General features: G+C 63.3%; 26 protein-coding genes. 17 read left to right on the top strand and 9 right to left on the bottom strand.

Going from position 1 to position 21,908, the window contains the following annotated elements; genetic code table 11:
* Positions 1-6: 6 nt before the first annotated feature.
* Positions 7-624 (bottom strand): glutathione S-transferase family protein, encoded by a 618-nt coding sequence (locus ABMA59_RS02460; protein WP_349003702.1) that lies wholly within the window; start codon positions 622-624, stop codon positions 7-9.
* Positions 625-995: 371 nt separating this feature from the next.
* On the opposite strand from ABMA59_RS02460, the gene ABMA59_RS02455 reads away from it, so the two are divergent.
* Entirely contained in the window at positions 996-1,763 is a 768-nt protein-coding gene (locus ABMA59_RS02455; RefSeq protein ID WP_349003701.1) for a fatty acid desaturase CarF family protein, read from the top strand.
* On the opposite strand, the gene ABMA59_RS02450 is transcribed toward ABMA59_RS02455, so the two are convergent.
* Both ABMA59_RS02450 and cysK read right to left on the bottom strand, forming a co-directional pair.
* A complete protein-coding gene (locus tag ABMA59_RS02450; RefSeq protein ID WP_349003700.1) occupies positions 1,726-2,229 on the bottom strand; it encodes a PaaI family thioesterase in 504 nt (167 codons plus the stop codon). The genes ABMA59_RS02455 and ABMA59_RS02450 overlap by 38 nt on opposite strands.
* Before the next feature lie 126 nt (positions 2,230-2,355).
* On the bottom strand, positions 2,356-3,336 hold the full coding sequence (gene cysK / locus ABMA59_RS02445; protein ID WP_349003699.1) for a cysteine synthase A: 981 nt from the start codon (positions 3,334-3,336) through the stop codon (positions 2,356-2,358).
* Between the two features lie 148 nt (positions 3,337-3,484).
* Between cysK and ABMA59_RS02440 the strand changes: the two genes are divergently transcribed.
* Positions 3,485-3,772: a DUF3303 domain-containing protein gene (locus ABMA59_RS02440; protein ID WP_349003698.1), complete on the top strand. Its 288-nt coding sequence runs from the start codon at positions 3,485-3,487 to the stop codon at positions 3,770-3,772.
* A 209-nt stretch (positions 3,773-3,981) separates the two neighbouring features.
* On the opposite strand, the gene ABMA59_RS02435 is transcribed toward ABMA59_RS02440, so the two are convergent.
* Entirely contained in the window at positions 3,982-4,599 is a 618-nt protein-coding gene (locus tag ABMA59_RS02435) for a LysE family translocator (protein WP_349003697.1), read from the bottom strand.
* A gap of 218 nt (positions 4,600-4,817) precedes the next feature.
* Here ABMA59_RS02435 and ABMA59_RS02430 point away from each other — a divergent pair, with 218 nt between their 5' ends.
* Both ABMA59_RS02430 and ABMA59_RS02425 read left to right on the top strand, forming a co-directional pair.
* The gene (locus tag ABMA59_RS02430; RefSeq protein WP_349003696.1) at positions 4,818-5,453 is read left to right on the top strand and encodes a cytochrome b; all 636 of its coding nucleotides are present in this window, start codon (positions 4,818-4,820) and stop codon (positions 5,451-5,453) included.
* Positions 5,446-6,048 carry a YceI family protein gene (locus ABMA59_RS02425; RefSeq protein ID WP_349003695.1) on the top strand — a complete coding sequence of 201 codons (603 nt, stop codon included), beginning with the start codon at positions 5,446-5,448 and terminating at the stop codon, positions 6,046-6,048. Before ABMA59_RS02430 ends, ABMA59_RS02425 begins: the two co-directional genes overlap by 8 nt.
* 41 nt (positions 6,049-6,089) lie before the next feature.
* Here ABMA59_RS02425 and ABMA59_RS02420 read toward each other — a convergent pair whose 3' ends face one another.
* Together ABMA59_RS02420 and hrcA are read right to left on the bottom strand one after the other, a co-directional pair.
* Positions 6,090-6,275 carry a hypothetical protein gene (locus tag ABMA59_RS02420; protein WP_349003694.1) on the bottom strand — a complete coding sequence of 62 codons (186 nt, stop codon included), beginning with the start codon at positions 6,273-6,275 and terminating at the stop codon, positions 6,090-6,092.
* An 89-nt stretch (positions 6,276-6,364) separates the two neighbouring features.
* On the bottom strand, positions 6,365-7,435 hold the full coding sequence (gene hrcA / locus ABMA59_RS02415) for a heat-inducible transcriptional repressor HrcA (RefSeq protein ID WP_349003693.1): 1,071 nt from the start codon (positions 7,433-7,435) through the stop codon (positions 6,365-6,367).
* A gap of 50 nt (positions 7,436-7,485) precedes the next feature.
* Here hrcA and ABMA59_RS02410 point away from each other — a divergent pair, with 50 nt between their 5' ends.
* The 8 genes from ABMA59_RS02410 (at position 7,486) to ABMA59_RS02375 (ending at position 12,616) form a co-directional block, all read left to right on the top strand.
* Entirely contained in the window at positions 7,486-7,998 is a 513-nt protein-coding gene (locus ABMA59_RS02410) for a GNAT family N-acetyltransferase (RefSeq protein ID WP_349003692.1), read from the top strand.
* Between the two features lie 70 nt (positions 7,999-8,068).
* Positions 8,069-8,785, top strand: coding sequence for a ribonuclease PH (rph, locus tag ABMA59_RS02405; RefSeq protein ID WP_349003691.1), 717 nt, complete (start codon positions 8,069-8,071; stop codon positions 8,783-8,785).
* Between the two features lie 246 nt (positions 8,786-9,031).
* Positions 9,032-9,442: a VOC family protein gene (locus ABMA59_RS02400; RefSeq protein ID WP_349003690.1), complete on the top strand. Its 411-nt coding sequence runs from the start codon at positions 9,032-9,034 to the stop codon at positions 9,440-9,442.
* The gene (gene rdgB / locus ABMA59_RS02395; protein WP_349003689.1) at positions 9,442-10,089 is read left to right on the top strand and encodes an RdgB/HAM1 family non-canonical purine NTP pyrophosphatase; all 648 of its coding nucleotides are present in this window, start codon (positions 9,442-9,444) and stop codon (positions 10,087-10,089) included. Before ABMA59_RS02400 ends, rdgB begins: the two co-directional genes overlap by 1 nt.
* A 4-nt stretch (positions 10,090-10,093) precedes the next feature.
* On the top strand, positions 10,094-11,251 hold the full coding sequence (gene hemW, locus ABMA59_RS02390; protein WP_349003688.1) for a radical SAM family heme chaperone HemW: 1,158 nt from the start codon (positions 10,094-10,096) through the stop codon (positions 11,249-11,251).
* A 64-nt stretch (positions 11,252-11,315) separates the two neighbouring features.
* The gene (locus tag ABMA59_RS02385) at positions 11,316-11,735 is read left to right on the top strand and encodes a hypothetical protein (RefSeq protein WP_349003687.1); all 420 of its coding nucleotides are present in this window, start codon (positions 11,316-11,318) and stop codon (positions 11,733-11,735) included.
* Positions 11,714-12,172, top strand: coding sequence for a hypothetical protein (locus ABMA59_RS02380; protein WP_349003686.1), 459 nt, complete (start codon positions 11,714-11,716; stop codon positions 12,170-12,172). The genes ABMA59_RS02385 and ABMA59_RS02380 overlap by 22 nt, the downstream gene beginning before the upstream one ends.
* Before the next feature lie 15 nt (positions 12,173-12,187).
* Entirely contained in the window at positions 12,188-12,616 is a 429-nt protein-coding gene (locus ABMA59_RS02375; RefSeq protein ID WP_349003685.1) for an EamA family transporter, read from the top strand.
* A 62-nt stretch (positions 12,617-12,678) separates the two neighbouring features.
* Here ABMA59_RS02375 and ABMA59_RS02370 read toward each other — a convergent pair whose 3' ends face one another.
* Positions 12,679-12,870, bottom strand: a complete 192-nt coding sequence (locus ABMA59_RS02370) for a hypothetical protein (RefSeq protein ID WP_349003684.1) — start codon at positions 12,868-12,870, stop codon at positions 12,679-12,681.
* A 169-nt stretch (positions 12,871-13,039) separates the two neighbouring features.
* Here ABMA59_RS02370 and rsmI point away from each other — a divergent pair, with 169 nt between their 5' ends.
* The gene (gene rsmI, locus ABMA59_RS02365) at positions 13,040-13,921 is read left to right on the top strand and encodes a 16S rRNA (cytidine(1402)-2'-O)-methyltransferase (protein ID WP_349003926.1); all 882 of its coding nucleotides are present in this window, start codon (positions 13,040-13,042) and stop codon (positions 13,919-13,921) included.
* Between the two features lie 140 nt (positions 13,922-14,061).
* Entirely contained in the window at positions 14,062-14,439 is a 378-nt protein-coding gene (locus ABMA59_RS02360) for a YraN family protein (protein ID WP_349003925.1), read from the top strand.
* A gap of 43 nt (positions 14,440-14,482) precedes the next feature.
* Here ABMA59_RS02360 and ABMA59_RS02355 read toward each other — a convergent pair whose 3' ends face one another.
* Complete coding sequence (locus ABMA59_RS02355) at positions 14,483-15,856, bottom strand: cytochrome P450 (RefSeq protein WP_349003683.1); 1,374 nt, start codon at positions 15,854-15,856, stop codon at positions 14,483-14,485.
* 562 nt (positions 15,857-16,418) lie between these two features.
* Between ABMA59_RS02355 and gyrB the strand changes: the two genes are divergently transcribed.
* Positions 16,419-18,890, top strand: a complete 2,472-nt coding sequence (gene gyrB / locus ABMA59_RS02350) for a DNA topoisomerase (ATP-hydrolyzing) subunit B (RefSeq protein WP_349003682.1) — start codon at positions 16,419-16,421, stop codon at positions 18,888-18,890.
* A gap of 174 nt (positions 18,891-19,064) precedes the next feature.
* Entirely contained in the window at positions 19,065-20,066 is a 1,002-nt protein-coding gene (locus ABMA59_RS02345; RefSeq protein ID WP_349003681.1) for a hypothetical protein, read from the top strand.
* 231 nt (positions 20,067-20,297) lie between these two features.
* Here ABMA59_RS02345 and ABMA59_RS02340 read toward each other — a convergent pair whose 3' ends face one another.
* Positions 20,298-20,873 (bottom strand): TetR/AcrR family transcriptional regulator, encoded by a 576-nt coding sequence (locus ABMA59_RS02340; protein ID WP_349003680.1) that lies wholly within the window; start codon positions 20,871-20,873, stop codon positions 20,298-20,300.
* 223 nt (positions 20,874-21,096) lie between these two features.
* On the opposite strand from ABMA59_RS02340, the gene ABMA59_RS02335 reads away from it, so the two are divergent.
* Positions 21,097-21,906 carry an SDR family NAD(P)-dependent oxidoreductase gene (locus tag ABMA59_RS02335; protein ID WP_349003679.1) on the top strand — a complete coding sequence of 270 codons (810 nt, stop codon included), beginning with the start codon at positions 21,097-21,099 and terminating at the stop codon, positions 21,904-21,906.
* Positions 21,907-21,908: the final 2 nt, after the last annotated feature.

Below are 21,908 nucleotides of genomic sequence, written 5' to 3'. Positions count from 1 at the left end.
TGACCCTCACCAGAACCTGTGCTTCTCATTGAGTTCGGCCACCAGCGGATCGCGTTTCAGCGCCTCGCAGACACGCACGATGTTGATCCATTCGTCGCGCGGCTTGTCGGCGACCGGATGCCAATATGCCAGCATCAGCAGATAGATGTCGGCGATGGATTTCTGCCCACCAGCCAGCCAGTCGCGCCCCGCCAGCGCCTGGTCGACGACCAGAAAACCTCTGTCGGCTTCGACAATCGCTGCTTCCTTGACCGCGTCGAGCCCGCCTCGATCCGTGGTCGAGCGCTCGCAGAAGAAGAACCGCATCAGCGTCGGATAGAGCATGGACGACAGGAACGCCATCCAGCGTAAAAATTCGGGCCGCTCATGCGCGCCCGCCGCCGGCCCGATTTCGGCGGATGGAAAAGTCTCCTGCAAGAGCAGACATATCGCCGCCGATTCGGTGATGGTGCGCCCGTCCGGCAGCGTCAGTGCCGGCACCTGCCTGAGCGGGCTCAGTTTCTCGTAGCCCGCGGGCGGCGAGGCCTTCTCCACCCGGACGACTTCATAAGCCGCGCCGGCCATGCGCAGCGCGGCCTCGACGACAAAACCGCCGGAACCCGGCCGGCTGTAGAGCGTGTACATTGCCCCTCCCATTTTTCGGCGACGATAGCGTCAAGCGACATAATGGCAATCGTCATGCAAGAATTCGAACGCCTGCGATCAACGCGTTCGGTGACAGAAGGGCTCCTTGCACCCGGCGTTCGAGAGAGCAACGTCGATCTTTCGACTGGCTACGGTGGCCGATCAGCATTTCCTCCACCTAGCCTAGAGCCATGAATGACTTAAGTTCGCTGATTCCACAACCGAAGGTGCGTTGGATAAGAAAAAATAGTCGACTGAAGCATTCACAGTGTTGTGTCCTCACAAGTTTTGATTAAGATAGCTAGGCATTGACCTCAAGAATTAGTGCGCATGGTGGCAGCGACACCATTGATGGCCGCTGGGGATGACAAATGTCTCCAATGGAATTGCCGAAAGAATCACGGATCACGGTACTAGCCGGAATAATTCTTTTGGTCATCTTGTTCATAAAGATTTGCGTTAACTACAAGATCAGCATGTGGTTTATACCATGCGCATTCCTTGTCAGTGCATTTGTGTCCGATCTCTTTACGGGCCTCGCCCATTTTGGATTTGACTACATTTTCCCTGAGAAAATGCCGATCCTTGGTCCGATTGCGAGCGAGTTCCGGCAGCATCACGACGATCCCACGCTCGATCCGCAAGACTATGTCGTCAACCTTACCAAGGGGGCTTATTGCAGCATCCCGTTCTCGATCCTGGGTCTGGCGCTCCTTCACCTTGATGGAGGAGGCTGGTTTTTTGCATCGATGGTCGTCGCGGGGATGAGCTTTTGGGCCTTTTTCTTCCACCAGATTCATTCATACGCTCACATGGGATCGTTCATACCCGCCACGGAACTGAACGAAACACTCCGGCGCATAGCCGCGATGCAGGATAGTAAAAAGCAGAAGAACGAATTGAAAAAACTGTTCAGGAAAGCTCCTATTCCGCCCGCGGTCAGGGTCTTACAAAATTTCAGATTGATGCTGAATCCCGTGGAACACAATTTCCACCATGTCCTATTCGAATCCGATTTCTCCAGCGTAAACGGTTGGTCCGACCCTCTCGTAAACATTTTTCTTGGACCAATCGCCAGAAGATATAAACTAAAAGAAAAGGCTACCTCCCCTTTAGAAGAACATGCCACGAAAATATAAAATTAGCTATCTCTACGTTGCTGTCGTCGAAAACGTCAACCAGAACGTCAAATTGAACCTTTCGTTTATTTGACAACATCTCACGAATCTCATCAGGCGGCATCGCGACCTGACCGACAGCTGTCAATTGTCCGCGGGCAGCCTTCAGGAAATTGACGCTTGCGCTTGCCGTAACCGGTCGAATGCTCGCGGCGTAAGGAGCAAGGGCACCAGCCGCAGCACCTCCCGACGCGGCTTCGGCGAGGCCGAAAATTGCCGTGGCATGCACGGTTCCGATATGATTGGTAATTGCCGTCCGAAATGGCAGAGAGGCTTTCGAGGCTCCGTCCGATATCGAATCGAATTCAATCTCCAACAGTTTGTTGAGGGGAATTATTTCGCCGAGACGACGGCGGATCATGGCAAAGACCAAAGGGCGGCCTATAGGAAAAATGATCGGAAGAACGAATCGCAGCATTGTGCCCATCTGAATCTACGAACACGGGCGATATCAAGAACCGAACTTCTTCTATCCTATCCACTCTTCCCACGAGAGTCATCGACTCATCGTAGGTTAGCCCCGCCGTTCTGAGTTCCGATATTTGCCGTACGGCTATCCGCCCAGCCCTTCGAACAAAATGGTCGACAGATAGCGCTCGGCAAAGGACGGGATGATCACGACAAGATTCTTGCCGGCATTCTCCGGCCGCGAGCCGACGACGATCGCCGCCTGCAGCGCCGCGCCCGACGATATGCCGACCGGCACGCCCTCCAACCGCGCCACCAGCCGCGCATTGGCGATGGAATCCTCGTTCGAAACTTTTACGATCTCGTCATAGATCGTCGTGTCGAGGATCTTTGGCGCAAAACCCGCGCCGATACCCTGGATCTTGTGCGGGCCGGGCTGGCCGCCCGACAGCACCGGCGAGGCCTCCGGCTCGACCGCCACCACATGCAGCGACGGCTTGCGTTTCTTGATCACCTGGCCGACGCCAGTGATCGTGCCGCCCGTGCCGATGCCGGCGACAAAAATGTCGACGCCGCCCTGCGTGTCGTTCCAGATTTCCTCCGCCGTGGTCTGGCGGTGGATTTCCGGATTGGCCGGGTTCTCGAACTGCTGCGGGATCACCGCGTCGGGCAGCGTGGCGGCGAGTTCGTCCGCCTTGGCGATCGCCCCCTTCATGCCCTTGGCGCCTTCGGTGAGCACCAGCTCGGCGCCGAGCAGCGCCAGCATTTTCCGGCGCTCCAGCGACATGGTCTCGGGCATGGTCAGGATCAGCTTGTAGCCCTTGGCGGCCGCCGCGAAGGCCAGCGCGATGCCGGTATTGCCCGATGTCGGCTCGATCAGCGTCGTCTTGCCGGGCGTGATGCGGCCCTGCGCCTCGAGCGATTCGATCATGGCGACGCCGATGCGGTCCTTGACGCTGGCGATCGGGTTGAAGAATTCGAGTTTCGCCAGAAGGTTGGCGACGATGCCCTTGTCCCTGGCAAACTTGTCGAGCCGGACCAGGGGCGTATCGCCGATCGTCTCGGTGATCGAATTGTAGACACGCCCGCGCCCAGGGACGTGCGTGGTGCTGACCGGCTTGTTCATCGTTTCGCTCCTCGATTGATTTTGGCGGGCAAGATAGCCGAGATTGACACAGGTGCCGAGACCCGGAACCGGAACATTAGACCGGCTTTGGCGGCTTCAACGCAAAGCTGTTTGGCAAGAGCGGCGAAAGCGGGAACAAATGCTTTTCATGGTCATCGAACGCTTCGAAAACAACGACATGGTCCCCATCTACCAGCGCTTCCGCGAGAGCGGGCGCGGCCTTCCCGACGGGTTGGAATTCGTCGAAAGCTGGGTAGAAGCTAATTTCGGCCGCTGTTTCCAGCTCATGCGCTGCAGCGACGCCAAAGCGTTTCAGGAATGGATACTTCATTGGCGCGGTACGGGCGTGACTATGGAGATCGTGCCGGTCGTCCCCAGCGCGGAGACGCGCGCGCTGGTCATGACACATCTCGACTCGGCGCCTAAGCCGGCGTGAACACCGTTTCACTCAGTCCACCGGGCATCCCGGAAACCGTTCGCGCGTGGTGCATGCCCTAAGGGGAAGCGCAGGGGACTGTTTACTTTCTTTCGGCAGAAAGGTCGCAGCAGTCCAGAAGTCGCGCGGGCCGAAAAAAGTAAACTGTCCCCGGCACTTGCGCCGCTTCGGCCCTGCGCTTTCCGGATCAATTTCGGGCAGACGAGGTATTACTGCCGCGAGGCGATCGCCAGCGCCGCACCCGCCATGAAGGTCGCGGCGGTACGGTTCAGCGCCTTTAGCGCGCGCGGCGTCTTCAAGAACCAGCGCGCCTTTGCCGCCAGTGCCAGATACGGAACCAGCACGACCAGCAGGACCACCACGGTCAGCACGCAAAGCACGCCATAGTCGGCAAGGGTGATCGTCTTCAGATCGACGATCGTCGGCGTGATGGCGAGGTAGAAGATCATCGTCTTTGGATTGCCGAGCGTGACGGTCAGCCCGGCGACGAAGCTGGAGACCAGCCCGCCCTTGCCTTTCCTCGCCTCGACATTTTCAGGCGTGATGCCACTGCTCCAGAACGTCCAGGCAAGATAGGCGAGATAGGCGATGCCGAACCATTTGACGACGAGGAACACCATGCCGAAGGTCTGCGCCACCAGCGCAAGACCCAGCACAACCGCGGTCAGATAAGTCAGGTCGCCGAGGATCAGGCCGAGGGACATGAACAGCGACGAGCGAAAACCTGAGCCCAGCGCACGCGCCACCAGCGCCGTCACGCCCGGACCGGGAATGGCGGCGGCCAGCGCCAGCGCGCCGCTATAGGCTATGAAACCGGCAACCGTCATTCCAGCTCTCCGAAACAGGAGGCACCCTTTGCCACAAAACCACTCCGGCGGAAATGGCGCAGCCTCCGTTGCGCTCCGGGCCAGAGCCTCTCGAACCCTTGCCGTGTTTTCGAGCGACGCGTTCGCCGAGCGCTCCGTCCGCCTCACCGTTCCCGATCTCGTGACCGCGGGATAGTGATCCCTCGGAAGACGCATGCGGCATGGTGCGTTAGTGTCGGATGAGCCTGATCGCAGCCAGCGCCCGGAAGACCATGCCGCGTTATCGCCAGAATACCTATGGTCTCGTCGCGATTATCCTGCATTGGACGATCGCGCTGCTGTTTCTTAGCCAGATCGTCTTCGGTTTTTCGATGGAGCAGGTCAAAAGCCTGGCTCTCCAGTTCGAACTCATCCAATGGCACAAATCCTTCGGTTTCCTGATCCTGGCGCTGGCGCTGCTGCGGCTGGTCTGGCGGCTTGCCGCCGGCCGTCCGCCGCAGTCTGCCGCCTTGTCCGGCCTCGAGCGGGCCGCGGCGGAAACCGTGCAATGGATCCTGCTCGCCGCCACCATCGCGGTCCCTTTGGCCGGCTGGGCGCTGGCCTCCACTTCGACGCTCGGCATTCCGAGCTTCGCCTTCAACCTCGTTGTCGTGCCGCATCTGCCGCTGACGCCGTCCGACGCGGCCGAGGCTTTTTGGGGCGAGGCGCATGAATTGCTGGCCTACGGCGCCGGCCTGCTCGCCCTCGGCCACGCGGCCGCGGCGCTGCGCCATCACTTCCTCTTACGCGACGACGTGCTTGTCCGCATGCTGCCCGGCCGGGCGGCACGGCCGGCGACGCATCGCGTCACCCTGGAGACCAACGACGATGTTTGACCATTTCCCCAAGCCTGCCAGCGCCGGCAGCGCTGCCGCACTGGCCATGGCCGCGAGCCTCTTTCTTCTGCCCGCACCCGCCTCCGCCGACGCGCTGTCGGAAGCAGCCGGCAACTACCGCATCGATTCTTCCTCCAAGATCAACTTCAAGGTCGACCAGGTCGGCGGCGGCGGCATCAACGGCAGCTTCGGCTCCTACAGCGGCTCCTTCAAAATCGACGGCAACAACGTCTCGAAATCCAACGTTTCGATCACGCTGTACGCCAAGAGCGTTGCGGCCCAGCAGGCCCGCATCACCGACTTCCTGCGCTCCGACGCGGTGTTCGATGTGGCCAACCATCCCGAAATCACCTTCCGCTCGACCTCGGTCACCAGGATAAGCGACGACGAAGCGCGCATCGACGGCGTGCTGACGGCGCGCGGCAAATCGCGAAAGGCGCAGTTCGAGGCGACGGTGGGCAAACGCAACGGCAAGGCCATCTCCTTCCGCGTTACCGGCTCGATCTACCGCTCGCCCTACGGCATGGATGTCGGCACGCCGGTCTATTCCAACGTCGTGCAGTTCGACATGACGCTGAACGGGACGCGGAAGTAACTGCAAACCCGGATTCGCTTCGAAAGCCGCTCGCGAAACGCTCAGTACCCGGCCTGGTCCAGCATCTGCTCCAGTTCGACCAGATCCTGCGGCAGAGGCATGCCCATGGCCCGGAGTTCGGCGAGCTTTTCGCGCACCTGCTCGTGCACTTCATGCGCGTCCTCGGGCCGGCTGACCATCTCTTCCAGCAAAAGCGCGATCTGCGCCTTGATCTGTTCCAGGGCCATGACTGCCTCCCGCCTCGCCTGCTCGTATCGCGCAGCCTATACCGGATCAGGCGGCTCGGCCACGTTCTGATTGAGCGCGTCGACGCGGCCTACCGCAGCATCCTTGAAATCAACTGCGCCGTATAATCCACCATCGGCACGATGCGGGCATAATTCAGCCGCGTCGGGCCGATGACGCCAAGGGCGCCGACGACTCGCGCATCCTTGTCGCGATAGGGCGCGACGACCAGCGACGAGCCGGACAGCGAAAACAGCTTGTTCTCCGAGCCGATGAAGATCCGCACGCCCGACCCCGCTTCGGCCAGGTCGAGCAACTGGATCATGCCGTCCTGCGTCTCCATGTCATCGAACAGGTGACGCAGCAAATCCAGGTCGGCCTGCGCCGTCACATTCTCCAGCAGGTTGGCGCGGCCGCGCACGATCAGCCGGGCCGGCAGGCCGCTTTCGGCACCGGCCCAGACAGCCAACCCCTTCTCCACCAGTTGCTGCGACAGCGTGTCCAACGCCGCCTTGGTCTCCTGCTGGACTCGAGCGATCTCGGTGCGCGCCTCCGCCAGCGTGCGGCCGCGTATATGGGCGTTGAGGAAATTCGACGCCTCCTGCAATTGCGAAGCCGTCACGCCGGCCGGCAGCTCGATCACCCGGTTCTCGACGTCGCCGTTCTGCGACACCAGCACCGCCAGCGCCCGCTGCGGCTCGAGCTGGATGAATTCGATATGCTTCAGCGGCACCTCGCTTTTTGCCGCCAGCACCAGGCCCGCGCCGCGCGAGGCGCCCGAAAGAAGCTGGCTCGCCTCCGTCAGCATCTGCTCGACCGACACCCCCTGCCCCGACGCCTTGATCTGCGTGTCGATCGAGCGGCGTTCTTCTTCCGTCAGGTCGCCGAGTTCGAGGAAGGCGTCGACGAAAAAGCGTAGTCCCTTTTGCGTCGGCAGCCGGCCGGCCGAAATATGCGGTGCATAGATCAGCCCGAGTTGCTCCAAATCGCTCATCACGTTGCGCACCGTGGCGGGCGACAGGCTCGCCGGCAGCATGCGCGACAGGTTGCGCGAACCGACCGGCTCGCCGTCGAGCAGGTAGGAATCGACGATGCGCCGGAAAATGTCGCGCGAACGGGCGTCGAGTGATTGCAGGGTCGGGTCTTTGATCGGCGTGTTCATATCCTTGTGAAAGATATAAACAGCGTGGCCCACGTGACAAGCGGAACCCGATGATCGAGACCGAACGCCTCATCCTTCGTCCCCACATCCTGGATGACTTCGACGAATTGCTCGCCGTCAGCAACGACGCCGAGGTCATGCAGTTCATCACCCATGGTGCTCATGCGAGCAGGCAGGACGTCTGGAACAAGCTTCTGCGCAACATCGGCCATTGGACGGCCCTCGGCCATGGCGTCTTCGCCGTCGTCGACAGGCAGACCGGCCGCTATCTCGGCGACACCGGCCTTGCCGACTTCCATCGCGATCTCGGCAACGATTTCGATCCCTTTCCGGAGGCAGCCTGGGTTTTCGCCGGACACGCACAGGGCAAGGGTTTCGCCACCGAAGCGGCGCACGCCGCCCATCGCTGGTTCGACGCCAGTCGCGGCGCAGGGCGCACCGTGTGCATCATCGATCCCGACAATGCCGCGTCCATCGGCGTGGCGCGAAAACTCGGCTACGGCCACTATGGCGAGATCGAATACAAGGGCGACAGGGTGTTGAAGTTCGAGCGTCTGCCCTGACCGCTTTTCCTTTGCGCTCCCCTGCCGGCGGGTCTAAAAGCCCGCCACGATTTGAACCGCAGGAGCCTTGATGCGTCCGTCCAAGAGACAGCCCGACGAAATGCGCGCGATTTCTTTCGAGCGCAACGTCTCCAAGCATGCCGAAGGCTCGTGCCTTGTCAAGTTCGGCGATACGCATGTGCTGTGCACCGCGAGCCTGGAAGAAAAGGTGCCGGGCTGGATGCGCAACACCGGCCGAGGCTGGGTGACGGCCGAATATGGCATGCTGCCGCGCGCCACCGGCGAGCGCACACGCCGCGAGGCTTCGACCGGCAAGCAGGGCGGACGCACGCTGGAAATCCAGCGGCTGATCGGCCGTTCGCTGCGCGCAGTGGTCGATCTGCAGGCGCTGGGCGAAATGCAGATCACGGTGGACTGCGACGTCATCCAGGCCGACGGTGGCACGCGCACGGCCTCCATCACCGGCGGCTGGGTAGCCCTGCACGACTGCCTGCGCTGGATGGAGACGCGGCAGATGACGACTGTCTCCAAGGTGCTCAAGGATCACGTCGCCGCCATCTCGTGCGGCATCCACGACGGCCAGCCGGTCCTCGACCTCGACTATGTCGAGGATTCCGCCGCCGGCACCGACGCCAATTTCGTCATGACCGGCAAGGGCGGCATCGTCGAGATCCAGGGCACGGCCGAAGGCGCGCCCTTCTCCGAGGAAGAGTTCGCAGCGCTGATGGCACTCGCCCGCAAAGGCATTTCGCGGCTGGTGAATTTGCAGCAGATGGCGGTGGCATAGTTCGGAGACGTTTGTGTTCGGCCAACACCCCTCATCCGACCTCGCTTCGCTCGGCCACCTTCTCCCACAGGGGGAGAAGGTGGAGTTTCGCGCCGACCTCGCCGCCAATCGCCAGCGTTGGAGATTTGCCGAGACGGAAAGGCAACGCTTCACCTTCTCCCCTTGTGGGAGAAGGTGGCCGAGCGAAGCGAGGTCGGATGAGGGGTGCTGGCCGAACGCGATTCAATCAGGAAGGGTCGCAGAGAGATGACCCCCTCCGCCATCCTCGAATCCGCGCTCTATGTGACCGATCTCGATGCGGCGGAAACATTCTACCGCGACGTGCTCGGCCTCTCCCTCATCACCCGCGTCGAAGGTCGGCACGTCTTCTTCCGTTGCGGCCAGGGCGTGCTGCTGCTCTTCAACGCCGAAGCGACCAAAATCCCACCGGCGCCGGCTGCGAGGCTGCCAGTACCGCCACACGGAGCGGTCGGCCAGGGCCATCTCTGCTTCGCCGCCACCGCGGACGAAATTGAGCAGTGGAAAACCCGGCTCACAACGCTCGGAATCGCCATCGAGGCCGATTTCGAATGGCCGAATGGCGGCCGCTCGATCTATTTTCGCGATCCGTCCGGCAATTCCATCGAATTCGCCGAGCCGAGGATCTGGGGTCTTTGATGCGGCCACTAGCCGAGAAAAAACTGGTCGTCGCCAGCCACAACGGCGGCAAGCTACGCGAATTCGCCGACCTGATGGCGCCCTTCGGCATCGAGGCGCGCTCGGCCAAGGATTTCGGCCTGCCCGAGCCCGACGAGACCGGCACGACCTTCGAGGAGAACGCCTACATCAAGGCGCTCGCGGCAGCCAAGGCGACCGGCCTGCCAGCCCTGTCCGACGATTCCGGCCTGTGCATCGACGCGCTCGGCGGCCAGCCCGGCATCTACACCGCCAACTGGGCCGAGACGCCCGACGGCGGCCGCGACTTCAACCTCGCTATGCAGCGCGCCGAAGTCGCCATGCAGGAAGTCGGCGCGACGGAGCCGGCACAACGCACAGGACGCTTCGTCGCCGTCATCTGCCTCGCCTGGCCGGATGGCGAAGCCGAGTATTTTCGCGGCGAAGCCGAGGGCCATCTCGTCTGGCCGCCGCGCGGCGACAAAGGCTTTGGCTACGACCCCGTCTTCGTCCCCAACGGCCACGAGCGCACCTTCGGCGAGATGAGCGCCGAGGAAAAGCACGGCTGGAAACCGGGCCAGGCCGACGCCCTTTCGCACCGCGCCCGCGCCTTCCAGAAATTCGCGCGGGCGAAACTGGGCTCGGCGTGATCCGATGATCGGGGCCAGCGATCCGGGATTCGGCGTCTACGTCCATTGGCCGTTCTGCGCGGCCAAATGCCCCTATTGCGACTTCAACAGCCATGTCCGCCACCAGCCGGTCGACCAGCCTCGCTTCGCAGCCGCCTTCGACCGCGAGATGGCGACGACGCGCGAGCGCACCGGCCCGCGCACCGTCACCAGCATTTTTCTCGGAGGCGGCACGCCGTCGCTGATGCAGCCCGAGACGGTCGGCGCCGTTCTCGACGCGATCGCGCGGCACTGGACGGTGCCGGCCGATATCGAGATCACGCTGGAGGCCAATCCCTCCTCCGTCGAAGCCGATCGCTTCCGCGGCTACCGGGCGGCAGGCGTCAACCGCGTCTCGCTCGGGGTGCAGGCGCTGAACGAAGCCGACCTGCGCTTTCTCGGTCGCCTGCACAATGTCGAGGAAGCGCTGAAGGCGATCGGGCTGGCCCGCGACATCTTCCCCCGCCTCTCCTTCGACCTGATCTATGCCCGCCCCGGCCAGACGCTCGATGCATGGGAGGCGGAACTCGACGAAGCGATCGGCTACGCCGCCGATCACCTGTCGCTCTACCAGCTCACCATCGAGGAAGGCACGCGCTTCCACGCGCTGCACGCCGCCGGCAAGATCGCGATGCCCGACATGGATCTGGCCGCCGACCTCTACGACCTGACGCAGCAGGTGACTGCGGCGCGCGGCCTGCCCGCCTACGAAATCTCCAACCACGCAAGGCCCGGCGCGGAAAGCCGCCACAACCTCACCTATTGGCGCTATGGCGAATATGCCGGCATCGGCCCCGGCGCCCATGGCCGTTTCGTCGAGCACGACCGCCGCGTCGTCACGGTGACCGAGAAGACCCCGGAAACCTGGCTCAACCTGGTCGAAGCCAAGGGCCATGGCGTCGTCGACGGCGAGATCCTTAACCGCTCGGAGGAAGCCGACGAGTTTTTGCTCATGGGACTGCGCCTGTCGGAAGGCATCGACCTCGATCGATACGAACGGCTGTCCGGGCGTGAACTCTCGCCCGAGCGCCTTTCGATCCTGCAGGGCGAAGGCCTCGTCGCCTCGATCGGCAACTCCCGCCTGCGCGCCACGCCTGCGGGGATGGTCGTGCTGAACGCCGTGGTGGCCGATTTGGCGCGGTAATCTGCAATAGAATACCGCAGTTGCAACTTCTGTCGTCGACGCTAGATTTCGTCCGGGGGCGGAGATGAACAGAAACCAATGGAAAGTGCGGTCGCGTGACTTCGAGCGGAGTGCATCCGTTCTGTTGGCGAATAACCAGTACAGTGTTGCCTACCACATTTCCGGCCTTGCGGTTGAGTGCGCGATCAAGGCAAAGATAGCGACACTGTTCCGGAAGAACGATGTACCGGAGAAGCAGTTGGTAGACGACTTCTACAGGAACGGCCATGTGCTGACGGCGCTAATCAGGCTCTCCGGACTTCAGGCGGCGCTCGCGGCCGAAGAGGCGGCCTCCGTTGGATTTCGGGAAAATTGGGCTACCGTACAGGAATGGAACGTCCATTCGCGGTATTTAACTTGGACCCAATTGGAAGCGACAAGTATGATGAACGCAGTTGCACGACGCGGAACAGGAGTGCTCCCATGGATAAGACGCCACTGGTAGGGCCGGATTTCGCCGCAGGGCGTGAATTGATCGAGGCCTTGGAACGAACAGGAATACCGGTTGCATTTGCTGGCTGGTTGAGCCTGCGAGAAACGTTTGACTGGCAGCTTTATATAGCATCGCCCGACGTGCAGACTTACGGGCCGACGACTGTTATCCGGTTTGTCGATACGCTTCTCACTGCGATAGAATCGCCCTTATCGCTTGGTAATCTCAGGATCACCAACACGTCGAACCATTTTGTGAACAGGATTCCCGAGTCATACGGTCCTCGCCAAATCACTCCCCATCCCACCCGGATTGTCGGCATAGCTTTTGATGATGGCTATATCGTTGAAGGATTTGTTTACAAGATAGACAGGAAGCTGAAGCCGTCAAAAACTGCACCGCGTGCCAATGCCGCTACACTTAAGCGTGCAAGGTCGCTGGCCGCATAATTAGATCAAGCGGTCATGACCACGTCCTGGCAGTTCTGGGCAATCCTCTCGGCTGCCTTCGCCGCCCTCACCGCGATTTTCGCGAAAGTCGGCGTCAGCGCCATCAATCCGGACTTCGCCACGCTGATCCGGACAGTGGTGATCATGGCTGTTGTAGCCGCGATCGTCGCTGTGACCGGCCAGTGGCAGCCGCCCGCATCGATCGGCGGCCGCACATGGATGTTCCTCATCCTGTCCGGCCTGGCCACCGGCGCATCCTGGCTCTGCTATTTTCGCGCGCTGAAGCTGGGAGATGCGGCGAGGGTCGCGCCGCTAGACAAGCTGAGCGTGGTCCTGGTCGCGGTCTTTGCCGCCGCCTTTCTTGGCGAGCGGCTGAGCCTTGCGAACTGGCTTGGCGTCGTTCTTATCGCGGGGGGAACGGTTCTGGTCGCCTACCGCGCCTGAACGGTTCTGCGATGCGCCGGCGATCCGGCCCACGAACACGTCGAAACGTGCCGGCATCGCGGTCAGTGCCTTTCCGCTTCCGCCGCTGCGATGGCGCGAGCGAGCTTGTTGCGGCATGCCTCCAGCCTTGCCCTGATGTCGGATGGGTGACCCTTGACAGCGGTCGTTTCCCGACGCTTGGCGGCCTTGTCGGATTTGGCGGGGCGATCGACGTAATAGGGCGCAAAAGCGTCCTGTATCTGAAGTGATTCCATGAGCTCCTCCTCGAGCCCCGATCAACGGGCGGGCAGTGATATCGTTCCGAAACAAAGGTAAAATTGCGGCGGCTGAATAATCTGCTTTGCGCTGCCCACAGCGCGCGTGGCACAAGGCGCATATGCGAGTTTCAGCCCCGTGAAAGACACCGTTAAAATCCCCGCCTTCATGGTCGGACAGGTGGAAATTGCCGCGCGTCCGCTGGAGCCGGCGCTCTATCTTGTCGCCACGCCCATCGGCAATCTCGGCGACATTACCTTGCGCGCGCTGGAAACGCTGGCCGCCGCCGACGTGCTGGCCTGCGAGGACACGCGCGTCACCCGTGTGCTGCTCGACCGCTACGGCATCCGCCAGCGGCCTACCCCCTATCACGAGCACAATGCCGCCGAGGCCGGTCCGAAACTGATCGAGGCTTTGGGCGCGGGAAAGAGCGTCGCCCTGGTTTCCGACGCCGGCACGCCGCTGGTCTCCGATCCCGGCTTCAGGCTGGTGGAAAAGGCGCTCGCCGCCGGCATCCGGGTCGTGCCGATCCCCGGCCCGTCGGCCGTGCTCGCGGCTCTGACAGCCTCCGGCCTGCCCTCGGACACGTTCCTGTTCGCCGGATTTCTGCCGGTGAAGGACGGGCAACGCCGCTCCCGGCTGGAAGAATTGAAAGCCGTTCCGGCGACGCTCGTCTTCTTCGAATCCCCGCGCCGGGTCGCCGACACGCTCGCCGCCATGGTCGACGTCTACGGAGCGCGCAACGCCGCCGTCGGCCGTGAACTGACCAAGACCTTCGAGGAAATGCGCACCGGCACCCTTGCCGGCCTGGCGGAACACTATGCGGCCGCCGACACCCCGAAGGGCGAGATCGTCGTCTCTGTCGGCCCGCCCGTCGCCGAAACGCCGCTCGATGCCGGCGACATTGACCGCCTGCTGCTGTCGCTCGCAGCCGAGATGCCGGCCTCGAAAGCCGCGGCCGAAGCCGCGCGCATGACCGGAGGCCGCAAGCCGGACCTCTACCGCCGCCTCATGGACCTGAAGGCAAGAGCCTCGGATGTTCAAGTTTGACCGTCCTGTCGGAGGCAATTCGACACAAGGTCGAGGGGTTCGTCGCAGGTCATACCGGTTGGTACGGCCGAGCCGAAGCCCGAAGGATTTGGGTCAAATTGACCCGGCAGGACGGTCAAACTTGAACATCCGTGGCTCTAATGAAGCCGGATGAGACACTCTTCCGCCGAAAAGCCTACCGCCGCGGCCACCGCGGCGAATGGCTGGCCGCGCTCGCCCTCATGGCCAAGGGTTTCCGCATCGTCGCCCGCCGCTACCGCACGCCGCTCGGCGAGATCGACCTGATCGCCCGGCGCGGCGACCTCGTGCTGATCGTCGAGGTGAAAGCACGCGCTACGTTGATGCAGGCGATGGAAGCAATCTCCTATCCGTCGGAACGCCGCATCGAGGGCGCCGCCGACCTCTGGCTGACGCGCCAGCGCGACCATGCCCGCCTCTCCATGCGCTTCGACCTCGTCGCAGTCCTGCCCTGGCGCTGGCCCGTGCATGTCGAGAACATTTTTCATGGGCGGAACTGATCGGCGACGCGAAAACGTGCTGCACATATCCATGCGGGTGGCGTTACTTCCGCCGCGTCACCCGCATCGGCAACCCACCCTGCGGCTGCGTCGTCAGCTTCTGCACAGGCCAGGGTTTCGTCTCGGCCACCGTGTCGAAGCGGAAGCGCGACAAGAGCACGGCGAGCGCGATGACCGCCTCCTGCATGGCGAATGTCGCGCCGATGCAGGTCCGCGGTCCTGCGCCGAAAGGCAAGTACTGGAAACGGTTGATCTTGTCCCTGTTGCCGGGATGGAACCGCGACGGCAGGAAGGCGTTCGGATCGTCCCACAGTTTCCTGTGCCGGTGCACCACCCAGGGCATCACCAGCACCTGTGCGCCGCGCGGGATTTGCAACGTGTCAAAGGTTTCCGGCTCGATCGGCTCGCGGTTGATCGACGGCGCCGGCGGATAGAGCCGCATCGCCTCCTCGAAGGCTGATCGCGTCAGCGGCATCAGGTCCAGCCATCTCACCGGGTCGGGCTCGCTTTTCATCACCCGGTCGATCTCGTCCTCGATCGGCGCGCGCTCCCACGGCGCCTCGGCCAGGCAATAGAGCGTCCAGCCCAGCGCGCGGGCGGTCGTCTCGTGGCCGGCGCCGATGAAGGTGATGATGTTGTCCTCCACCTCCTGCCGGGTCAGCCCGTCCTTGCCCTCGGCGTTAAGGAGAAGCGTGAGAAAATCCTCCGGCACGTCGTACGGCGTCCTCTTCATCCGCTCGATGCGCATCGCCACCGTGTCGGTGACGATTTTCCGGAAGAACTTCATCGTCCGCCGCCCGCGGATATGCGTGAAGCGCGGCAGCCAGTCAGGCGCGCGAAGAATGTCAAGCGGATCGACCCGCCCCATGGTCTCGAACAGCCGCTCGATCTCGCCGCCGAAACTGCCGGGTTCGCCCGCTATTTCGTTGGAGAACAGGGTTTCGGCCATGATGTCGAAGGTCAGCAGCGTCATCTCGTGGGCCATGTCCACGGTGTCGTCGACATCCTCGTAGCGCTCTGCAAAGGCCTCGGTCCGCCTGAGCATCGGCTCGGCGAATCCGAAGATGTGGCGGGGTGTGAACACCGGCGCCATCGCCTTGCGCGAGCGCTTCCACACCTGCCCTTCCGCCGTCAGCAGCCCGTCGCGCAGTATCGGCCGCAGCACCTTCTGGCGCACGGTGGCGAGCTTGTAGTTTTTCGCGTTATCGACCAGCACGTGCCGGATCAGGCCGGGATCGTTGGCGACGATCAAGGGCCCGCCGACGCCGTTCACCAATATCCACGGCTGGTTGTAGGAAGGCTCGCCCCAAAGCTCGAGCGGATTGCGGTAGATGATGCGGATCATCTCCAGCATCGACGGCGGCGACGTGCGCGGCACAGGCGCGGGCGGGCGGAACGGGGCTGGCGAGGTGTCCATATGTCAGATCGATCCGGGCGGACTTTTACATAAGATAGGCGCCGACGGCATGCGACACCACAGCGGAAAATCGATCGCCCGACCGGGGCGACGAGGACGGTTGCACGCAGGGGACAGTTTTACCCAGTCCACTCGGAAACCCGAAAACCGTTCTCGCGTGGTCGACGCCGAAAGGGGAAGTGCAGGGGACAGTTTACTTTCTTTCGGCAGAAAGGCCGCAGCAGTCCAGAAGTCGCGCGGGCCGAAAAAAGTAAACTGTCCCCGGCACTTGCGTCGGTTCGGCCGCGCACCTTCCGCACCAGTTCGGATTTCCTGGTGGACCGGGTATTACTCTTATCCCCGGCAGGGCTCGGCTCGGGACAAGTTGGCGTCAGGGGATAAAGGTAAACTGTCCCCGCAGCCCCGCCCCCAGCCAAACTGCGCCAATCGTCGCGAATAGCCGGGAAGACCGCCGCTGCGATTGGAAAAACGCGGCAAAAACGCCTATATCAACATGGTCAAAAAAGAGGCGCGAATCGGCGGCAATTAGCGCCTGTTTGTTTCAGTCATACGAAAGCACTTCATGAGCGACGAGCTAGACACCGGCAACGGCGGCAGCGCCGAATATGGCGCGGATTCCATCAAGGTCCTCAAGGGCCTCGACGCAGTCCGCAAACGGCCGGGCATGTATATCGGCGACACCGACGACGGCTCCGGCCTGCACCACATGGTCTACGAGGTCGTCGACAACGCCATCGACGAGGCGCTGGCGGGCCACGCCGACCTGGTCACCGTGACGCTCAACCCCGACGGCTCGGTCACCGTCATCGACAATGGCCGCGGCATCCCGACCGACATCCACACCGGCGAAGGCATTTCGGCCGCCGAAGTCATCATGACCCAGCTGCACGCCGGCGGAAAGTTCGACCAGAATTCCTACAAGGTCTCCGGCGGCCTGCACGGCGTCGGCGTCTCCGTTGTCAACGCGCTGTCCGTCTGGCTGAAGCTAAAAATCCGCCGCGACGGCAAAATCCATGAAATGAGCTTTACGCATGGCGACGCCGACGCGCCGCTGAAGGTCACCGGCACCTACGAACCCAACAAGATGCCCGGCACCAATGAAGGCCGCAGCGGCAGCGAGATCACCTTCATGCCGTCGACCGAGACCTTCTCGATGGTCGAGTTCGACTACGGCACGCTGGAGCACCGCCTGCGCGAGCTCGCCTTCCTCAATTCCGGCGTGCGCATCGTGCTCACCGACGCGCGCCACGCGGATTTGAAGCAGGTCGAACTGCTCTACGAAGGCGGCCTGGAAGAGTTCGTCAAATATCTCGACCGCGCCAAGAAGCCGTTGATATCGACGCCGATCGCCATCCGCGCCGAGCGCGACGGCATCGCCGTCGAGGTCGCCATGTGGTGGAACGACAGCTACCACGAGAACGTGCTGGCCTTCACCAACAACATCCCGCAGCGCGACGGCGGCACGCACCTTGCCGGCTTTCGCGGCGCGCTGACCCGGCAGGTCACAGGTTATGGCGAAAGCTCCGGCCTCACCAAGAAGGAAAAGGTGGCGCTGATCGGTGACGACTGCCGCGAGGGCCTGACAGCGGTGCTCTCGGTCAAGGTGCCCGACCCGAAATTCTCCTCGCAGACCAAGGACAAGCTCGTCTCGTCGGAAGTCCGCCCTGTGGTCGAAAGCCTGGTCAACGAGGCCCTCGGCACCTGGCTGGAGGAGCATCCGGCCGAGGGCAAGGTGGTGATCGACAAGGTCATCCAGGCGGCGGCGGCCCGCGAGGCGGCGCGCAAAGCGCGCGACATCACCCGCAAGAGCACGCTGGGCATCACTTCCCTCCCCGGCAAGCTTGCCGACTGCCAGGAGCGCGACCCGGCAAAATCCGAGATCTTCATCGTCGAGGGTGATTCCGCTGGCGGCTCGGCCAAGGGCGGCCGCTCGCGCCAGAACCAGGCGATCCTGCCGCTGCGCGGAAAAATCCTGAACGTCGAGCGCGTGAAACTCGACCGCATGCTGTCGTCGGAAATGATCGGCACGATGATCGTGGCGCTCGGCACCGGCATCGGCAAGGACGAGTTCAACGCCGACAAGCTGCGCTATCACAAGATCATCATCATGACGGACGCCGACGTCGACGGCGCTCACATCCGCACGCTGCTGCTCACCTTCTTCTTCCGGCAGATGCCGGAACTGATCGAGCGCGGCCACCTCTACATAGCCCAGCCGCCGCTCTACAAGGTCTCGCGCGGCAAGAGCGCCCAGTACCTCAAGGACGAGAACGCCTATGAGGAATTCCTGATCGAGTCCGGCATCGACGATGCCACGCTGACGCTGGGCTCGGGCGAGGCGCGCGCCGGCCAGGACCTGCGCACGGCGATCGACGACGCTCTCGCCGTCCGCTCGCTGGTCAACGGCCTGCACTCGCGCTACGACCGCCGCGTGGTCGAGCAGGCGGCGATCGCCGGAGCCCTGAAGCCGGAAATCTTCGACGATCTCGGCCGCGCCAACGCGATGGCGGAGATCGTCGCCAGGCGGCTCGACGCCATCGCCGAGGACATGGAGCGCGGCTGGAGCGGCCGCACCTCCGTGTCCAACGACGGTTCCGGCGGCTACGTCTTCGAGCGCGTATTGCGTGGCGTGAAGGACGTGGTGGCGCTCGACATGGCGCTGATCAACTCGGCCGACGCCCGCGCCCTCGACCGCTACGCCCCGCGCCTCGGCGAGGTCTACAACGTCCCGCCGGTGCTGCGCCGCAAGGAGACTTCGGAGACGATCGCCGGGCCTCTGGCGCTGCTGACCGCCGTGTTCGCCGCGGGCCGTAAAGGCCTGACCATGCAGCGCTACAAGGGACTTGGCGAGATGAACGCCGAGCAGCTCTGGGAAACCACGCTCGACCCGAACGTGCGCTCGCTGTTGAAGGTCCAGGTGAATGACGCCACCGACGCCGACTCGCTGTTTGCACGGCTGATGGGCGACGAGGTCGAGCCGCGCCGCGACTTCATCCAGGAGAACGCGCTGAGCGTCGCCAATCTGGACGTCTGAGCAGGCTGTATCGTCCACGATCTTGCTTCCGGGGCACCCAAGACGGAATTCTCGCCCCGGATAGCCTGCCGCCGGCCCTCTTTGTCAGCATTCGTCAGGATTGTTTTCCGGAAAGTTGTCCCCGCCCTTCCCTTTCGCAGCGATAATTTCGCCGCGTGTTGGAAGGAAGCGGCGATGGACTGGAATGCGGCGATCGACAAGAACCGGGAGGCTTTGAAGCGCATCCTTGCCATGCTTGTCGGCATGGCCGGGCTGGCTGCCGGTATTGGGCTTGCCGCTGGGGGCGTTGGCGCCGGAGGGCCTGACGCCGGGGACCTTGGCGCTGGGGACCTTGGCGCTGGGGGACAGTTTACTTTGTTTCCGCGGAAGGGCGCGGCCGCTTCAAGGCAGGTGCTGGCGGAAAAAAGTAAACTGTCCCCGGCACTTAACCCGGCACTTACCCTCCCCCGCCATCTCCACCGGGCCATCCTCAAACTGCTGCGTCCGGCCGAGGCGGCGGCGCGCAGGCTGATCGTCGTGGCGGCGCGCGGGCTGGTCTTGCCGCCGCCGTCTCCGCGAAAGCCGAAGCCGAAGAAGCTCGGCCGGCGCAAATTCCGCCGTATCGGCAGGCAGCCGGAAGACCGCCGCGTCCCGGCGCTGCCGCTGTTCGATCCCCTGCCGCCCTGGAACCGCCGGCCCTCGCGGCCGGCACCCTGCGGCGTGCCACGCATCTCGATTGCCGGTTTCGGCGAGCCGGTTCCCGTTGCGGCGCCTCCGTCGCGGAACGACCCGGTCGATGCGACGCGGCTGGCCTTGCGCCTTCAGACGCTGGCCGCGACCCTCGACGACCTGCCGCGCCAGGCCAAACGTTTTGCCCGCTGGCAGGCGCGGCGCGACGCGGCAAGCGCGCAGGATAAGAAAACTCGCGACGCGATGACCGCTGGGGACGGAGACCCCGATGCGATGAGCGAGCATGACAAAATGCTCGCCGCGATCGGCGCGCGGCGCAGAATGCGCAAAGCGGCGACAGCGCGGAGCGGAGACCCTCCCAGGCCGGGCCGGGCTCGCCGAATCTGGCCCCTGAAACCCGGCCGCCCGCCGGGCTGGCGCCCAAAACCCACCCATGACGTCCACGAGGTTCTGGACGTCGTGCACGGGCTCGCCTGCTGGGTGCTGCAGTCGCCCGACACGTCGTGACGGCGACGCCTCTGTGCGACACGACACCGAGGAAACGATGGCCGGCGCGACATTTTTCGCGGTCTGGCGGCGTTCCCTGCCATCAGAAAATGCCGCTTCCCCTGCAATGACGAAATTTGCTCCTTGTTGAACATCGACGCCGCACTTAGATGATAGTCATCATCAAAAAGCTCGAAGCCGGGCGACATGCCAGACAGCGCTAGAAATCGCAGATTGGAGACGGCCGGCGCGTCAGACGGGCGCGGCCTCGGCGGGCAACAACGCGCCGAGGCTGCCGCGCAGGCTGTCGAGGATTTCCTGCGACAATTCAGGCGAAGCTTTTCCGGCACGGGCCAGCGTGAGGCCGCCGACCAACGCCGACAGAAGCAGGATCGCGCGGTCGCGTCCCGCTTCGCCTTCCGCCCCAATCGCCGCGGTCAGGACGTCCAGATATTTGCCGATGTCGGCCGCGAAATGCTGCCTCAGCAGATTGTCGCGCTGCGGCACCGCCGATCCCAGCGCCGCAACGGCGCAGCCTTGGCCGGGATTGTCGCGATGCTCGGTGCTGAGATAGCGGCCGACCAGGGCCGCGACCGAATCCAGATCGGTGATGTCAGCAATCCTGTCGGCAAAAGCTGCGTCGACACATTCGGCCTCCAGCGCATCCTTCGACGCGAAATGCCCGTAGAAACCGCCATGCGTCAGCCCTGCCTCGCCGCAGACATCGGCCACGCTGACACGATCGAAACCCTGTTCGCGAAACAGCCGCGAGCCCGCAGCGACGATCGCCGCGCGGTTTTCCTCCGCCTTTTCCCTGCTGACACGCATCACGTTTCCCTGGTGTACTCGGCCTCCCGTCCGTCCGGCGGCCATCGCCTGAAACATAAGAACGGCGGGACGTTTCACAAGCGAGGCCTCGAAGCAGGGCCGGCCGGCGGCAGAGCACCGCGCAATATCGAAAGACCGCTCCAGCGGCCTTCGCCGATTTTCCAATCCCCAATGCCGCGCGACGTCCGCGCGGCGCAACCCAGAGCAGACAGGAGCATTTGAAATGACGATTGCAAAAGGAACCGCGCTGATCACCGGCGCATCGACCGGAATAGGCGCCGTCTATGCCGACCGCCTTGCGAAGCGCGGCCACGACCTCGTGCTGGTTGCTCGCGACGAGACCAGATTGGAGCAACTGGCGGCGCGACTGCGGAAGGACGCCGGCGTGACGGTGGAAGTCCTGCGCGCCGACCTCGGAACGACGGCTGACCGCGCCAAGGTCGAGGAGCGGCTCAAGCGCGACGACATCGCCGTCTTCGTCAACAATGCCGGCATGGCGGTCACCGGCCCGACCGTCGACGCGGACATCGAGAAGCTCGACGCGATGATCGAACTGAATGTCATGGCGGCCGCCCGCCTGGCGCGCGTGGCTGCGGAGACCTTTGCCCGAAAGCGCGCCGGCACGCTGATCAACCTCGCTTCGATCGCCGGCATCACCAACGACCGCCCGGCCGTCGGCGTCTATTACAACGCCACGAAAGCCTTCCTGCTGTCGCTGAGCGAAGGCATCGAGACCGAGCTTGCGCCGCTGGGCGTGCGCGTCCAGGCCGTGCTTCCAGGCGTGACCCGCACCGAGATATGGGAGCGCGGCGGCGTCGACATCAATCAGCTTCCCGCGGAAATAACGATGGAGGTCGACGACATGGTCGACGCCGCGCTTGCCGGACTAGACGCGGGCGAAAGCATCAGCATCGTCTCCCTGCCCGACAATGCCGACTGGGACGCCTTCAAGGCTGCGCGCACGGCGATGTATCCTAACCTGTCGCGGCGTACCCCTGCCCCGCGCTACCGCGTACCGGCCCGCGCCGCCTGACC

This window comes from Mesorhizobium yinganensis (assembly GCF_040081985.1).
GTDB lineage: Bacteria > Pseudomonadota > Alphaproteobacteria > Rhizobiales > Rhizobiaceae > Kumtagia > Kumtagia yinganensis.
This window is presented reverse-complemented; position numbering and strand designations above follow the sequence as displayed.